At 65.0% G+C, this 14,779-nt stretch carries 13 protein-coding genes; 7 read left to right on the forward strand and 6 right to left on the reverse strand.

Features of this window, described 5'->3' with window-relative positions; genetic code table 11:
• Positions 1-13: 13 nt before the first annotated feature.
• Positions 14-1,396: an alkene reductase gene (locus tag WFH44_RS17730; protein WP_336715454.1), complete on the reverse strand. Its 1,383-nt coding sequence runs from the start codon at positions 1,394-1,396 to the stop codon at positions 14-16.
• Between the two features lie 29 nt (positions 1,397-1,425).
• Between WFH44_RS17730 and WFH44_RS17735 the strand changes: the two genes are divergently transcribed.
• The 7 genes from WFH44_RS17735 (at position 1,426) to WFH44_RS17765 (ending at position 8,455) form a co-directional block, all read left to right on the forward strand.
• Positions 1,426-2,046, forward strand: coding sequence for a TetR/AcrR family transcriptional regulator (locus WFH44_RS17735; protein ID WP_336715455.1), 621 nt, complete (start codon positions 1,426-1,428; stop codon positions 2,044-2,046).
• 144 nt (positions 2,047-2,190) lie between these two features.
• The gene (locus tag WFH44_RS17740) at positions 2,191-2,820 is read left to right on the forward strand and encodes a TetR/AcrR family transcriptional regulator (RefSeq protein WP_336715456.1); all 630 of its coding nucleotides are present in this window, start codon (positions 2,191-2,193) and stop codon (positions 2,818-2,820) included.
• A gap of 40 nt (positions 2,821-2,860) precedes the next feature.
• On the forward strand, positions 2,861-4,396 hold the full coding sequence (locus WFH44_RS17745) for a class I adenylate-forming enzyme family protein (protein WP_336715457.1): 1,536 nt from the start codon (positions 2,861-2,863) through the stop codon (positions 4,394-4,396).
• A complete protein-coding gene (locus WFH44_RS17750; protein ID WP_336715458.1) occupies positions 4,393-5,214 on the forward strand; it encodes a fumarylacetoacetate hydrolase family protein in 822 nt (273 codons plus the stop codon). The genes WFH44_RS17745 and WFH44_RS17750 overlap by 4 nt, the downstream gene beginning before the upstream one ends.
• 45 nt (positions 5,215-5,259) lie before the next feature.
• On the forward strand, positions 5,260-7,062 hold the full coding sequence (locus WFH44_RS17755) for an acetyl/propionyl/methylcrotonyl-CoA carboxylase subunit alpha (protein ID WP_336715459.1): 1,803 nt from the start codon (positions 5,260-5,262) through the stop codon (positions 7,060-7,062).
• A 1-nt stretch (position 7,063) separates the two neighbouring features.
• The gene (locus tag WFH44_RS17760) at positions 7,064-7,936 is read left to right on the forward strand and encodes an HpcH/HpaI aldolase/citrate lyase family protein (protein WP_336715460.1); all 873 of its coding nucleotides are present in this window, start codon (positions 7,064-7,066) and stop codon (positions 7,934-7,936) included.
• 27 nt (positions 7,937-7,963) lie between these two features.
• Positions 7,964-8,455 carry a MaoC family dehydratase gene (locus WFH44_RS17765; protein WP_336715461.1) on the forward strand — a complete coding sequence of 164 codons (492 nt, stop codon included), beginning with the start codon at positions 7,964-7,966 and terminating at the stop codon, positions 8,453-8,455.
• 211 nt (positions 8,456-8,666) lie between these two features.
• On the opposite strand, the gene WFH44_RS17770 is transcribed toward WFH44_RS17765, so the two are convergent.
• From WFH44_RS17770 to WFH44_RS17790, 5 genes are all read right to left on the reverse strand, one after another.
• Positions 8,667-9,326, reverse strand: a complete 660-nt coding sequence (locus WFH44_RS17770) for an EthD domain-containing protein (RefSeq protein ID WP_336715463.1) — start codon at positions 9,324-9,326, stop codon at positions 8,667-8,669.
• A gap of 151 nt (positions 9,327-9,477) precedes the next feature.
• Positions 9,478-10,827, reverse strand: a complete 1,350-nt coding sequence (locus tag WFH44_RS17775; protein ID WP_336715464.1) for an MFS transporter — start codon at positions 10,825-10,827, stop codon at positions 9,478-9,480.
• A 597-nt stretch (positions 10,828-11,424) separates the two neighbouring features.
• A complete protein-coding gene (locus tag WFH44_RS17780; RefSeq protein ID WP_336715593.1) occupies positions 11,425-12,660 on the reverse strand; it encodes a glycerate kinase in 1,236 nt (411 codons plus the stop codon).
• Position 12,661: 1 nt separating this feature from the next.
• On the reverse strand, positions 12,662-13,540 hold the full coding sequence (locus WFH44_RS17785) for a sugar phosphate isomerase/epimerase family protein (protein ID WP_336715465.1): 879 nt from the start codon (positions 13,538-13,540) through the stop codon (positions 12,662-12,664).
• Positions 13,537-14,775 (reverse strand): dihydrodipicolinate synthase family protein, encoded by a 1,239-nt coding sequence (locus WFH44_RS17790; RefSeq protein ID WP_442892935.1) that lies wholly within the window; start codon positions 14,773-14,775, stop codon positions 13,537-13,539. The genes WFH44_RS17785 and WFH44_RS17790 overlap by 4 nt, the downstream gene beginning before the upstream one ends.
• Positions 14,776-14,779: the final 4 nt, after the last annotated feature.

Here is a 14,779-nt window from a genome sequence, read left to right on the forward strand (position 1 = left end):
CCGCCTCCGGAGTTCAGCGGGCCACCGCTGCGGGCTGCAGCAGTTTGCCCAGTTGCGTGAATGGGTAATAGTCGCCAGCTCGCACGAGTTCGGTGATCGACCGAGCCGCCATGTCCTCATGGAGCCCGGCCGCGTCGGCATGGCCGCCTTCGAGAAGTGACTGCAGGCGCGCCCATCGGGTTTCATCTTCAAGGGTCGGATAGTCCGTGTAGCCTTCGAACCCTCCTGAGTAGAAACCCTTGGTTACGGGCTGCCGTACCGCAGCTCCAACTCGGAACCGCTCGGCAAGGTCCGGGTTTGCCATGTACAACCGGCCGAAGCCGACCAGGGTCGCTTCACCTCGTGCCATCAGCGCGTTGGCCGAATCGAGGTCGTGCCCGCCCGTAACGATCACAGGACCGTCAAACAACGCGCTGAGCTTCCTGGTCGGTATGGCGTCCCGGGCGGCCGCTACGGTTGTCGAACCGGCGATTTCAGGCTCAACGAGGTGCAGGTAGGCGAGGCCGGTTCCGCTGAGCGACCGGATGACGGACGAATACAGTTCCTCTTTGTCCGGATCAATCACGTCCATCCAGCTGGAGGAGGGCGAGAGCCGGACACCGATTCGCTGGCGCGGTATCTCGCGGCTCATGGCCTCCAAGACCTCATGCAGTAGCCGCAGGCGATTCTCGATCGGGCCACCGTATTCATCGCTGCGGGAGTTTGAGCCGGAGTTCAAGAACTGGTCGATCAGGTAGCCGTTGGCTGCGTGGACCTCGACGCCGTCGAACCCCGCTTTTACCGCGTTCTCCGCTGCCGCAGCGTAGTCCCCGACGATGCGGCGGATCCTGGTCCTGGTCAGTTCGCGCGGCGTTTCGTACGGGATCCGGCCGCTAGGACCGCGGTACTGGTAATTGACGATTGGGATGGCGGAGGGGGCCCAGGGAGGCAAACCATCGGGCTGTATGGTGGAGTGCGACTGGCGGCCAACATGCCACAGCTGCGCATACATCAGGGCGCCCTGTTCGTGGACGGCTGAGGTGATCCGCCGCCACGCGTGTACCTGTTCCTTGCTGTAGAGGCCCGGCACCCGGGGGTAGGCGGAGCCCTGCGGTGAAATGACGGTGCCTTCGGCGATGACCAGCCCGGCACCGGACCGTTGGCGGTAATAGACCTCCATCAGGTCGGTGGGGACACCCAGATCGCCGGCGCGGCTGCGGGTCAGGGGCGGCATGACCAACCGGTTTTTGAGGGACTGGCCACCCACTGTTGCCGAATCGAAGATGGTGGGGGTATTCATCGCACATGGACTCCGAACGATCGCTTGTTTGTTTTGACTTAGTCTGTGGCAAGGCCATGGCGGTGTCAACGGAGCCGTTGCTCGGGAAGGCACAAACAAGCGTCCGCCCGTTAGCATGGAGAGACGTATCGAGTGAAGAGGTTTATATGGCGACGCCAACACTGCAGCGAAGCACCGCCCAGGCCATCCGGGAGGAGGCCGCAAGGTTGTTCTTTCAGCGGGGATACGATGCCACCACCCTTCGTCAGGTTGCGGCAGCTGTGGGGTTGAAGGTCGGAAGCCTCTACAACCACATCGACAGCAAGGAGGACCTGCTGCTGCAGGTCATGGGCGGCATTATCGATGACCTGCTTGAGTTGCAGCAGGAGGCGCTGAACCGGGAGGGGGATGTTATTGAGAAGCTGCGGGCGGTGCTCGATTGCCACATCCGGTTCCATGCCGAGCGGGCCCAGGAAGTGTTCATTGGCAATGCAGAGCTGCGCTCGCTGCCCGCAGAGGCGCGCGGCCTCGTCGTCGACAAGCGCAGCCGCTACGAACAGATCATCCAGTCGCTGATCGAGGATGCCGGCGAGGCAGGACTTGCATCAGTCCTGGATGCCCGGATCCATACCTACAGCTTCGTCGCCCAGGCGACCCACATTGCCGGGTGGTTCAAGCCCGAGGGGCGAATGACACTCGACGAGCTGGTGGCCATGTACACCAAGTTTGCCCTGCGGGAGCTCAAGGTCGCCGACGCGGATGAGCGGGTGGACCGGCGCGAAGCCTGACAGGCAGGCGAGACAAGGGAAGGCAGCGGCGCCGCCGCTGCCTTCCCTTTGCTTTAAGTGCCGTCGAATGAGACTTGTTGCACATCACGGCCGCCTAGGCATAAACTGACTGACGAACGCTTGTTCGTCAAAAAAGGAGCCGCGATGTCACAACCTGCGTTGGCTGCGGTCACCACCGCAGAGGCCATAAGGGAACAAGCCGCGCTGCTGTTTTTCGAGCGTGGCTATGACGCGACCACGCTGCGCCAGGTCGCGGCCGCCGTCGGCATCAAAGTCAGCAGCCTCTATAACCACATCGACAGCAAAGAGCAGCTGCTGCTGAGCGTCATGGGCGGGGTCATGGACGACCTCCTGGCGCTTCAGAAGGTTGCGGTGTCCCGGGACATGGACGTGATTGACCGGCTGATCGCCGTTCTCGACTGCCACATCCGGTTCAGCGCCAGCCGGGCCCGGGAGGTGTTTATCGGCAACGCCGAACTTCGCTCGCTGCCAACCGATGCAAGGGCGAAAGTGATCGCCAAGCGTCGCGAATACGAGCGGCGGATCCAGGACCTTATCGTCGAAGCCGGCGAGCAGGGCAAAGCCGAGGTCCTCGATGCCCGGCTCCACACCTACAGCATCGTGGCCAAGGGAACGCACGTTGCCAGCTGGTACAAGCCCGCGGGTGCGCTCTCGATGGACAGGATTATCAACATCTACGCGAAGGCGGCACTACGTGAGCTGTCCGTGAACGACGCTGACACACGGGTCGATGGTTGGCCTGCCGCTGCCTAGGGCAGCTACTGAAACCAGAACTCTTGCAAGGAAGGCGAAGATGCGCACCATAGGAGACTGGATCCGCCTGAACTACCGGCGGTATCCGCAGAAGGAAGCCCTTGTCGGGGTCGACGGACGGCTGACATTTGCCGAGGTGGCCGAGCGTGCCTGGCAGCTGGCCCGCGGCCTGCGGGACGCGGGTGTGAAGCCCGGGGATCCTGTTGGCGTCCTGGCCGGGAATACGGTCTACAACGCGGAGTCGTTCTTCTCGGTGGCCGCCAGCGGCGGCATCTACGTGGCATACAACTGGCGCTGGACGGCCACGGAACTTGCTGCCGGAATCGAGGAAACGGGCGCATCCATCATCCTCGTCGAGGAGCAGTTCGAGGAACTTCTGGAAGAGGCCCTTGGAATTCTCGGCACGCGGATGGAACGGCTCCCGCGGGTGGTCCGCCAAGGCACGCAGACGGATGGACTCCGGACCGGGAGCGGCCCCATCGACGAGGTTGTCGGGCTTGAGTCTCCGCTGTGCATCATCTACACCGGCGGCAGCACGGGAGCCTCCAAGGGCGTCGTGCTCTCCCACCGCTCGGCAGCGGCGAATGCCTTCAACGAGATGTATGACTGCGGCGTCGGATCGCGTCCCAATGAACGCGGCCTGATCGTCACCCCGCTGTTCCACTCCGCTGCACTCCTGTGCTGGCTGGTGCCTCACTTCATGGCGGGTGCCACCAGCGTCCTGGCGCCAAAGTTCGACGACGCGACGATGGTTGACTGGGTGGGCCGCGAGTCCATCAGCAACACGTTCATGATCCCGAACATGATGCGCAAGCTCATGGACAACGGGGTCTTCAATGACCCTGTGTTCCAGAAGAACCTGAAAGCGCTGCACACCGGAGCCGGCCTGCTCCGCATGCCTGACAAGGAACTGTTCGCGCAGATGCTGCCGGGGACGGAACTGTTCTTCCGCTACGGCCTCACCGAAGCAGGACCGATGGTCACCAGGTTGCTGGCCAAGGACATGCTCGATCCTTCGGTCGATGGTTCCATCGGGACCGAATATTTGCTGGTGGAGGCTGAGGTGCAGGACCTGGACGGACGCCCCGCAGCTGCCGGGGAGCTGGGCGAGATCTGCGTCCGGGGTCCCGGCCTGATGACCGGCTACTTCGGTAAGCCCGAAGCAACGGCCGACGCGCTGCGCGGCGGCTGGCTCCACACGGGTGACCTGGCGGTCCGCGACGAGCGGGGCTACTTCTACTTCCGGGACCGGCTCAAGGAAATGATCAAGACCGGCGGCGAGAACGTCTACTCCGCCGAAATCGAGCAGGTGCTCCATCTGCATCCCGCCGTCCTGGAGGCGGCCGTGGTGGGAGTCCCCGACCTGAAGTGGGACGAAGAGGTGCGCGCCGCCGTCGTACTGCGCACCGGGGCAAACGTCACCCAGGAGGACCTGTCGGAATTCATGCGAACCCGGCTGGCCGGATACAAGGTCCCCAAGAAGATGGTGTTCCTCGGTCCGGAAGGCTTTCCGCGGTCGGCGGCAGGGAAGCTCGTCAAATCAAAGTTGAAGCACAATCTGGGGTGGGACAAGTGAAACTCGCAACGATCAGGACCGCGGCCGGCACGCAGGCAGCGCTCATCGACGGCAGCCGCGCCCTTCCGCTGGCGTTCGAGGACGTGGGCTTGTGGCTGCAGGCGGGCTCACCGGACCCCCTCCAGCACCTCGCCGGAGACGCGCTGGCCCTTGAAGGGCTTCGCTGGGCGCCCGTGGTTCCCCGTCCTGGCAAGATCATCTGCGTGGGGCTGAACTACCGCGACCACATTCTTGAAATGGGCCGGGAACTGCCCGAATATCCGACATTGTTCGCAAAGTTCGCCGAGGCACTGGTCGGTTCGGACGAGGACGTGGAGTTGCCAGGCGGCTCCATGAAGGTCGACTGGGAGGCCGAGTTGGCGCTTGTCGTCGGCCGGCAGACCCGGAAGGCGGACCAGCAGGAGGCGGCGGGGGCGATAGCCGGTTTCAGCGTCGCCAACGACGTCTCGGCCCGCGACTTCCAGAGGCGCACGACGCAGTGGCTGCAAGGCAAGACCTTCGAGGCAACCACGCCGCTCGGCCCGTTCCTGGTGACAACCGACGAAACGGGCCCCACCCCCGACTTGGAACTCCGCTGTTCGGTCAACGGCGTGGTGAAGCAGAAAGCCGGTACCGGGGACCTCGTATTCAGCCCCGTCGACCTGGTCTCCTACATTTCCACCATCACGACGCTGAACCCGGGGGACGTCATCCTCACGGGAACGCCCGGGGGCGTGGGGGACGGCATGGATCCGAAGGAGTACCTGAAAGCCGGCGACATCCTCGAAACCCGGATCGACGGACTGGGAGCCGCGGCCAATACCTGCGTTTCCGGCTGACCCTGACGGCGTCCGTCAATCCACCAAGACCAGCAAGGAATCAACATGTTCAAAAAGATCCTCATCGCCAACCGCGGGGAAATCGCCGTCCGCATCATGTCCACCTGTGCGGACATGGGCATCGCCACGGTGGCCGTCCACTCGGAGGCGGACTCAGCCTCGTACCACGTGCGCCGCGCAGACGAAGCAGTGAACCTCGGTGATGGACCGGCCAGCAGCAACTACCTCAATCCCGAGGCCATCCTCGATGCTGCGAAGAAGACCGGAGCCGAGGCCATCCATCCCGGCTACGGGTTCCTGTCCGAAAACGCCGGCTTCGCCCAGGCAGTCCAGGACGCCGGACTCGTTTTCATCGGCCCCTCCGCCGCGGCCATCTCCACCATGGGGGAGAAGGTAGCAGCCCGGGACGTCGCCATAGCGGCCCAGGTCCCGCTGGCTCCAGGTTCGAACGGTGCCATCGAGGACGCCGCCCGGATCCGCGAGTTCGGCGCCGAACACGGCTATCCGGTGCTGGTGAAGGCTTCGGCCGGTGGCGGCGGCCGAGGCATGCGCCGGATCAATTCGGCGGAGGAAGCCGAGGACGCCTTCGACTCGGCGGTCCGGGAAGCGACGGCAGCCTTTGGCAGCGGGGAAGTGTATCTGGAGCGTTACCTCACCAAGGCCCGGCACGTTGAGATCCAGGTTTTCGCGGACAAGCACGGCAATACGGTGTACCTCGGCGACCGCGACTGCTCGGTCCAGCGCCGGCACCAGAAACTGATCGAAGAATCTCCCGCACCCGGACTTTCCCGCACCATGCGTAGGGACATGGGCGAGGCAGCGGTCCGCCTGGCAGCCCACGTCGGGTACGTCGGAGCGGGCACCGTGGAATTCCTCGTCGAGAGGGACAAGTTCTACTTCCTGGAGATGAACACCCGGATCCAGGTGGAGCACCCCGTGACCGAACTCGTGCAGGGCATGGACCTGATTGCCGAGCAGATCAGGGTCGCGGCGGGGGAGAAGCTGTCCGTTACGGGGTCGGGACGGGAACCGCGCGGCGCCGCCATCGAGGCCAGGATCAACGCCGAAGACGTGGCCGGCGGCCGCTTTATTCCGGCGCCGGGCGTCATCACGGCGCTCGACGTGCCGAACCAGCCCGGCCTGCGCTTCGATACCGGTTACCAGAGCGGAGACGAAGTCCTGCCGTTCTACGACAGCCTGATCGGAAAATTGATCGCCTGGGGCCCCGACCGTGCAGCGGCGATCCGGCGCCTGAAGACCGGGCTTGAGCAGCTGACGGTCGGGGGCGTCAAAACCACCGTGCCGGCGGCGCTCGCCGTGCTTGAGCACGACGACTTCATCAATGAAGACTTCAGCACGCTCTGGCTGGAATCCACGGTGAACCTGCCGGAGACCGAACCGGCTGCGGATCCGGAGGACGACGAAGAGCTGGATTTCCTGGCCAGGAACGAAGTCGAGGTCGGCGGCCGCTACTACACCATCCCGTTCTTCAACGAGCTGGCACCTACACTCGGCGCCGGGATGCCCGCAGCTACCCAGAGCCCCGAACAAGCGGCAGGCGGCGGTCAGAGGTCCCGTCCGGCGGGCGCCCGGCGGGGAGCCAAAAAGGCTTCGGACGGAACCGTCAAAGCACCGATGCAGGGCACCATCGTCAAAATCAACGCAGTCCAAGGCCAAGAGGTAGAGGCGGGTGAAGTGCTCTTCGTGCTCGAGGCGATGAAGATGGAAAATCCGATTGCCGCCCCTGTGTCCGGCACCGTGGGGGAGATCCTGGTCGCCGCCGGTGATTCGCTCGCCGCGGGCACACTCCTGACTTCGATGACCGTCCTGACCCCTGCGGAGGCCTGACATGAAACCCTTCCGATCGTTGCTCTTCGTTCCCGGCCATAAGAAGGACTGGATCCACAAGGCCCTGGCTTCCGAGTCCGACGGCATCATCATCGACCTCGAAGACTCGGTGCCGCAGGACAGCAAGGAGCTGGCACGCTCGAATACCCGCGAGATCCTCGCGGAGCAGGAAGGCTCATCCAGGTCCATCCTCGTGCGTCCCAATGCCCTGGACACCCAGGAATTTGGCCGGGATGTTGCCGCGGTCGTGCGCGCCGGGCTAACCGGGCTGCTGCTGCCTAAACTGTTCGGCCGGGACGACGTCGTGCGGTTCGACGCCCTCGTTACGGCCGCAGAAATAGCAAATGACGTGTCACGCGGCAGCGTCGAGCTGATGCCCTCCCTGGAGACCGCGGCATCCATCAATAAGGTGGACGACATCTTGTCCGGACCGCGTGTCGGCGGGGTCATGGCCGCGGCCGCGAAGGACGCCGATGTGTCGCGCGAGGTCGGATTCTCCTGGACTCCCGAAGGGCTGGAGACGCTCTATCTGCGCAGCAAGGTCGTGCTGGCGGCCCGGAGCGCAGGGATCCGCTGCATCGTGCTGGGACTGTGGCAGGAAGTGCGCAACCTCGATGGCCTGCGCACCTTCGCGCAGGATAACCACCGAGTCGGCTACACCGGCCAGGTCATTATCCATCCGACCCACGCGCCTGTCGCCAACGAAGAGTACGGCTTGTCGGACAAGCAGGAGGCATACTACCGGGGCCTGATCGCAGCCTTCGAGGATGGCCAGGCCAACGGCCACGGAGCCGTCTCCTACGACGGGGAGCACATCGATTTGGCGCACGCCGCCCACGCCCGCGAGGCACTCGCCGTCGCAGGTCTTATCTGAACGCCACAAACATCGAAGGAGACCACCATGGCAGGCATGTACTACGAAGACTTCACGATCGGCGAGGTCCTGCGCCACGAGGTGACCCGCACCGTCACCGAAGCCGACAATCTGCTCATCACCACGCTGACCATGAACGTCCAGCCCCTCCACCTGGACGCCGAATTCTCGGCCCAGAGCATGTACGGCCGGCAGATCGTGAACAGCATCTTCACCCTTGGCCTGGTCACCGGCATTCCGGTTCAGGAGACCACCCTCGGAACCACCCTGGGCAACCTCGGATTCCGCGACATCGAATTCCCGAAGCCTGTGTTCATCGGAGACACCATCCGGGTGGAGACCGAGGCCCTGGACAAGCGGGTCTCCAAGTCGCGGCCCGAGACAGGCATCGTCGGCATCGAGCACCGCGGGTACAACCAGAAGAACGAACTGGTCTGCGTCGTCCGCCGCACCGCGCTCATGAAGCGCCGGGCCGGGGCGGAAGCCGAGGCCGCCGAGCCGGCCGTCGCAGTCGGCTGACCTCGGGTCGGCTTCGCACCTGTTGTGATGAAGGCGGTGTCCGGTGCATCCGGACACCGCCTTCTGTCTGTGCGCTGACCGCAGGAGGTTGCCGGCATCCAGCCGGACAGACGCCTACCAGGCGCACGGCCGAAGTACGGCAGCAAAAGGCCCGCGAGGACGGTTCCTCGCGGGCCACACCGCGGAGCCCTACCGGGGTGACGCCTTGCTGTCAGATGATCACGACTTCTTCCGCCAGGTATCCATGGACGCGGTCCAGCACGCCGGGCAGCGGATCCAGGCCCTCCGCGATGCGGGCAGCGGCCGCGGCAGCCGTAGTCGCGCTGGCGAAACCAAGGGCGACGGCAATCTGGGGGAGGTGAGGATCGGATCGCAAAGCTTTTCGCGTTAGCAGTTCGGCATCCGCCCTCAGGTAGTTCACGCTGACGCCCAGAGCGCCGGCGCACGTTTCGGCCAGCCGTTCCGCCCATCCGTCTACAGCCTCGGGGCCGGAGTCCGTTCCGCCGCTCCACCGGGCGAGTAGCCATAGTTTATGTGGCCAGACCTCGTATGGCTGAGCCGGGGAGACCGCCCCTCCTGTGAGGCCGCTAAGGAATCGAAGTTCATCCGCGGCGAGCCGATCGGCGATGTCGGAATCAAAGGCAGCCTGCACGACGTCCTCGTCGTCGAACCACAGTTCGACGATGCCATCCACCGGGTAGGCATCGTCGCTCGCCGGTAGGACTGGCAAAGGCACCACGTGGTTCTGGCGGTAGGCGGTTACGCCGGGTAGATCGCGTGCTATCTCCGCGTGAGTGGTGGACCAGTGGAGGCGGAAGTCCTCCCGGGACAGGCGGTCGCGTTTATCCAGGTAGGTGATGCGTTTGGGCATTTTCTACTCCTAGGGGTCGGTCGATGGTCGTTGTCCGTTTTGCCTGGGTTGAGGTGCGTCGATCCGTCAACGCACCGAACCGTCGGGCGGCGCCCCCGGCCTGCTGGCGGGGACGGCCGCCCGACGGTTCGTGCCGGTGCGGGAGGGAGGCCTAGTGCTCGTGCAATGCCTGCTTGAAGCGCTCGGGGAGCAGCAGGGTCGCAATGATGGAGATGACCACCAACCCGAGGGCGATGGCCGTCAGGGCCGCCGTGCCATTGCTCGTGTTCTGGAAAATCCAGGCCGCGATGAACGGGATCGGAGCCCCGAACAACAAACCGGCCAGCGTCATGCCGAGGGCCGACCCCGTGTAGCGCATCGTCGTCGGCAATGACTCCGAGAAGAAGGCCGCCTGGGTCCCAGCGGTGACCTGGATACCGCACAGCGCCAATGCGATGACGGCGACGCTGAGCGGGTAGTTCATCGAGTTCATGATGGGGAACATGGTTCCGGCCGCGATGCCCTGCATAGTGAGGCCGATGAGGAAGGTCTTCTTCCGCCCCACGTAATCGCTGAGGCGCCCGCCGAGGAGGGCCGCAGGGATGGAAATCAGGTTAGCGATGACGAGCAGGCCGAAGGTGATCGAGTTGTCGTAGCCGAGCTCTTTCGTTAGGTAGTTCACGGCGTAGGTCACGCAGATCCAGAACAGGCCCGCGGACGCTGCCCACGATGCCACCAGCTTGATGACGGTTCCCGGCTTCTTCACGATGACGGCCAGTGCGCGCTCCTGCGGAATGGCAGATTCCGCGGCCTTCTTCTGACTCTCCTTGAAGGCCGGCGTTTCCTCGATCCGCCTCCGGATGAACACGCCCACAACGAGCAGCAGGACTCCCATCAGGAAGGGGACTCGCCAGCCCCAGGATGCGAACGCCTCGTCGGAGAGGAACATCGCCAGCCCGGTGAGCGTCACCGATGCGAAAGTCTGGGCAAGGGGTGAGCCAGTAGCGAGGATTCCGCCGTACAGGCCTCGATGGTCCGAGGGTGCGTGTTCGACGACGAGGACCTGGACGCCGGATGCCTCGCCGCCGAGGGCAAAGCCTTGGAGGAAGCGCAGCAGGACCAGCAGGGCCGGTGCCACGATCCCGATCATGGCGTAGGTCGGCAGCAGCCCGATGAGCACCGAGGCCGCCCCCATCAGGACCAGCGTGAACATGAGGACATTACGCCGGCCGATCTTGTCGCCAAGGGCGCCGAAGACGATGCCGCCGAGCGGGCGGGCCAGCATACCCGCCCCGAAGGTGGCGAACGAGGCCAGGATTGCGGTGTTGTCATCAAAACCCGGGAAGAAGAGCTGGGGAAAGAGGGTGGCCGAGAGGGTGCCGTAGACCGCGAAGTCGAACCACTCGAGCGCTGTTCCGAAGGTGCCGCTCAGAACGGCCCGCCGGGAGGTTTTCGGGTCGAATGTCGGCGCTTCGGATGCATGCGGTGGTGAAGATCGAACAGTGTTCGTCAAGTCCGCCATAGGAACTCGCTCCTCGGATTGTCGGAAGGTCAGGTGGGGTCGATGCCGCCCCGTCTGCTCCGCGTCCTGCGGGCAGATGTCCTCAATAAGAACCCCGGTTAGTATCAAACAAACAAGCGTTCGTCCGTAAGATTAGCCTGTGACGTGGATCGCACGCAAGAGGCAAAATGCGGCGGGGAATGGCGGCGGGACCGGTCGCGCGCGGCTGGTCTCCGAGACGGGCGACTTCACCCGACGTGATCGCTTGCAGTGCCGGGACCGGGGCACGACGATGCCCCGGGCCTGCATGGACCGGGGCATCGCTGTCTATTTGGTTGTCGGTGCTTCCGCGCGGCCGCCGCTCCGCCCGGCTTTCGGGCTGCTGCGGCGAATTGAGCGGACTGTCGGCTCCGCGGAACGTGTCGGGCCGGCGGTCCGGAAGGTCAGGAAGTCTCGGCCCGGCGAAGCGGCCTCGAAGATCTTGCGGGCGTCGTCGGGCCGGTCGCCGTCGAAAGGGGGCAGCCTGTCGAACTCTTCTTCTAGCAGTTCCCGCATTCAGTGCCAGATGTCGGCGATATTCAGCAGCCCGCGATGATCGGTAGACGGCACGAAGCCGGATTATTTGGCCAGTGCGGGCTCCTCGCTGGTGGGGATGGCTGCCAATCCCTCTGAGCACAAGCGGCGGATCCCCTCAGCAACCGCTAGCCCGACGTACCGATCAGCCTGGGCACGAGCGGCAACTATTGTGGGTGCCACCTCAGTTAGCCCGACGGCCGATTGAACCCCATAGGCCGCCAGCTCTTCCGTCGATAGATCCAGCAATCCTGCAACGGCCAGTACGGGGATGCCTCTCTCTGCGGCCAGCGCCGCGGCGGAAAGCGGTGCTTTCCCGTGGATCGACTGGCCGTCGAGGGAGCCTTCGCCGACGACCAGCAGGTCGGCACCTTCGAGGGCTGCCTCCAGCCCTGCCAGTTCTGCAATCAGACTGAAACCCGGTTCCACCGCGGCTGCGGTCAGGGCCATGAACCCAGAGGGGAATCCGCCGGCTGCACCAGAGCCAGGGCACAGGAAGCTGCGTTGTCCGTCCGCGGCAGTGGCGGCCAGGACCTCGGCCCAATTGCGCAGGGCGGCATCCAGCCTCTCCACCTCGGCCGGACCGGCGCCTTTCTGCGGCGCGAAGATGTGCGCGGCGCCGTTGGGGCCGTACAAGGTTGAATCGACGTCCACGGCCAAGCGGATCCGGACATTTCCGAGCCGGGCGTCCAAGGCTGAGGTGTCCACGCGGGCCGCGGCGGCGAGCCCGCTTCCGCCGAACGGTACCTCTGTTCCCGAGGCGTCCAGCACCCTTAGGCCCAGCTCTCGAAGCGCGCCCGACCCGCCGTCGGTCATCGCGGAACCACCCAGTCCGATGATGATTTCCCTCGCCCCGGCGTCCAGCGCTATCCGGATCAGTTCCCCCATGCCCCGGCTGTGGGACCGCGTCGCAGTGGCAGGACCCGGGTCCAGCAAGTGCAGCCCGCATGCTTCCGCTGACTCGATTACCGCCGTCGGCGCGGGGCCGCCTGCGCCGACCAGAGCCCACCTAGCCATGGTCCGCTCGCCCAAGGGGCCGCGCACGGCGGAACGGAACTCTGTTGCTCCCGCCGCGAGCGCGACGTCCAGGGTTCCTTCCCCTCCGTCCGCCAATGGAACCAGGCGTACGTCCGCGTTGGGAAACACGCTGCGTACCCCTGCCTCCATCGCACGTGCAGCTTGCGGTGACGTCAGCGTGCCTTTGAACTTGTCGGGAGCCACGACGACGATGTGCCTTGAATCGTCCGCAGGTCGGGTGGATGCTGCACGTGCGCAGAGCATTTCAGCCACGGCCTTCCAACGCCGGAAGTACCAGCTCCTCCCAGCGTTGCTGCATGGTCTTCAGGGTCAGTGCCGGGTCCTGGTCGAAGATCTCCTGGTTGAAGATCTCCACCTCTACCGGCCCCGTGTAGCCTGCATCGGCCACCCAACGGCTGATGGGCGCGAAGTCGATGACGCCGTCGCCCATCATGCCTCGTGAGAGCAGGGCATCGGCCGCGATCGGCAGGTTGAAGTCACACACCTGGTAAGAAGCGAGCCGTCCCTCCCGTCCCGCGCGGGCAATCTGTACTTCCAGTTCCGGGTCCCACCACACGTGGAAAGTGTCCACAACGACGCCGACCGTTTCCGCGGGGTGCGGGGCCGCCAAATCGAGAGCCTGTTTCAGGGTGGACAGAACCGCCCGGTCGCCGGCGTACATCGGGTGCAGTGCCTCGAGGACCAGCCGAACGTTGTGTTCGCGGGCAAACGGCACCAGCTCGGCGAGCCGGTCCGCCACCCTGGACCGGGCACCCGCGAGGTCCTTGTCGTTCCGATCGCCCCGTCCGCCGAGCACATGGGCCGCGGAGGGCAAGCCGCCCACAACCATGATCAGCTCCCGTGTACCCAGCGTTGCGGCCTCGACAATCGCCCTGCGGTTGTCCTCCAGCGCGGAACGTTGCCCGGCTTCGTCGGCCGCGGTCAGGAATCCGCCGCGGCAGAGACTGGAAACCTTGAGGCCGGCGTCGGCAATCATTTTTGCGGCCTCGTCGAGCCCGGCTTCGGCTACGCGGTCGCGCCAGACGCCTATGTAGCCCAGCCCTGCCTGGGCAGTCGCCTCCACGGCTTCGGCCAGACTGATGTCGCGGACGGTTCCCGTATTGAGGGAGAGGTGGAAGGTCATGCCACTCCTCCTACGGCCAGCAGTGCACGCATGCGGGATGCGGCCAGCTCGGGGTCCGTAAGCAGGCCGGCCCGGTCGGCCAGCTTGAAGGTGCGGACCAGGTGCGTAAGCGAGCGGCCGGAATGCAGGCCGCCGGCCATCTGGAACCCTGGCTGTTTGCCGTTGAGCCAGGCCATGAAGACCACTCCCGCCTTGTAGTAGTAAGTCGGCGCTTCGAAGATGTGCCGCCCAAGTTCCCGGGTGGAGTCGAGTATCCGCCGTCCCTCGGTCTTGTTGCCGACGTCGTACGCCTGCAATGCAGTGGAGGCGGCCGGATAGATGGCGGCGAAGATGCCCAGGAGCGCGTCCGAGTGGTGGGCGCCGTCCCCGTGGATCAGCTCCGGGTAGTTGAAGTCGTCTCCGGTGTACAGCCTTACGCCCTCCGGGAGCCGCGACCGCAACTGCGCCTCATGGCTGGCGTCCAGCAGCGATACCTTCACGCCATCCACCTTGGACGCGTTGTCCCGAATGAGGCTCAGGAAGGTCTCGGTCGCCGCTTCCACGTCTTCGCTTCCCCAATAGCCGGACAGAGCCGGGTCGAACATGGGCCCCAGCCAGTGGAGGATAACCGGCTGGTCGGTTTCCTGCAGCAGGGTGGAATAGACGGACAGATAATCATCCGCTCCCTGTGCGGCGCGGACCAATGCGCGCGAGGCCATGATGATGACCTTGGCTCCGGAGTCCTGGACCACGGCCAGCTGCTCCCGGTATGCGGCAAGGACTGTCTCCAGCCCGGACCGGCCGGATTCGATAGTTGCCGGGTCCAGCTGGTCGGTGCCTGCGCCGCAGGCGATGAGATCACGAACGCTCAATCCTGCTACCGCCGGGTTGCCGGACTTGAGGACGGCGGTGGCCTCCGCCGCGGAACGCCGGATGAGTTCCTTAGTAGCCGTCCAGTCGAGCCCCATGCCACGCTGGGCGGTGTCCATCGCGTCGGCGACCCCCAAGCCGTACGACCATAGTTCGTGGCGGAACCCGAGGGTGGCATCCCAGTCGAGGGCCGCCGGCGCGCCGGGGGTGTTGTCGGCAAACACATGCGGCGTGACGTGCGCCGCCGCGTACACCTTCCGGGCCGTCAGCGGGACTTGCGGCCGCGTCCAGTTCCCGGGCTGCGACAACGTGAAGTCGGAGAGGTTGCCAAAGGCGTCGGGCAGGAGCAGCCTGCCGGTGGCCGTTTCGATGCTGTCCAGGTTCAAGGAG

This window comes from Arthrobacter sp. USHLN218 (assembly GCF_037144715.1).
Classification (GTDB): domain Bacteria; phylum Actinomycetota; class Actinomycetes; order Actinomycetales; family Micrococcaceae; genus Crystallibacter.

Excerpts from the sequence above, each read along its gene's own strand:
- WFH44_RS17730 (WP_336715454.1), bottom strand. The coding sequence starts at position 1,396 with ATGCTAACGGGCGGACGCTTGTTTGTGCCTTCCCGAGCAACGGCTCCG.
- WFH44_RS17735 (WP_336715455.1), top strand. The coding sequence starts at position 1,426 with ATGGCGACGCCAACACTGCAGCGAAGCACCGCCCAGGCCATCCGGGAG.
- WFH44_RS17740 (WP_336715456.1), top strand. The coding sequence starts at position 2,191 with ATGTCACAACCTGCGTTGGCTGCGGTCACCACCGCAGAGGCCATAAGG.
- WFH44_RS17745 (WP_336715457.1), top strand. The coding sequence starts at position 2,861 with ATGCGCACCATAGGAGACTGGATCCGCCTGAACTACCGGCGGTATCCG.
- WFH44_RS17755 (WP_336715459.1), top strand. The coding sequence starts at position 5,260 with ATGTTCAAAAAGATCCTCATCGCCAACCGCGGGGAAATCGCCGTCCGC.
- WFH44_RS17760 (WP_336715460.1), top strand. The coding sequence starts at position 7,064 with ATGAAACCCTTCCGATCGTTGCTCTTCGTTCCCGGCCATAAGAAGGAC.
- WFH44_RS17765 (WP_336715461.1), top strand. The coding sequence starts at position 7,964 with ATGGCAGGCATGTACTACGAAGACTTCACGATCGGCGAGGTCCTGCGC.
- WFH44_RS17770 (WP_336715463.1), bottom strand. The coding sequence starts at position 9,326 with ATGCCCAAACGCATCACCTACCTGGATAAACGCGACCGCCTGTCCCGG.
- WFH44_RS17775 (WP_336715464.1), bottom strand. The coding sequence starts at position 10,827 with ATGGCGGACTTGACGAACACTGTTCGATCTTCACCACCGCATGCATCC.
- WFH44_RS17780 (WP_336715593.1), bottom strand. The coding sequence starts at position 12,660 with ATGCTCTGCGCACGTGCAGCATCCACCCGACCTGCGGACGATTCAAGG.
- WFH44_RS17785 (WP_336715465.1), bottom strand. The coding sequence starts at position 13,540 with ATGACCTTCCACCTCTCCCTCAATACGGGAACCGTCCGCGACATCAGT.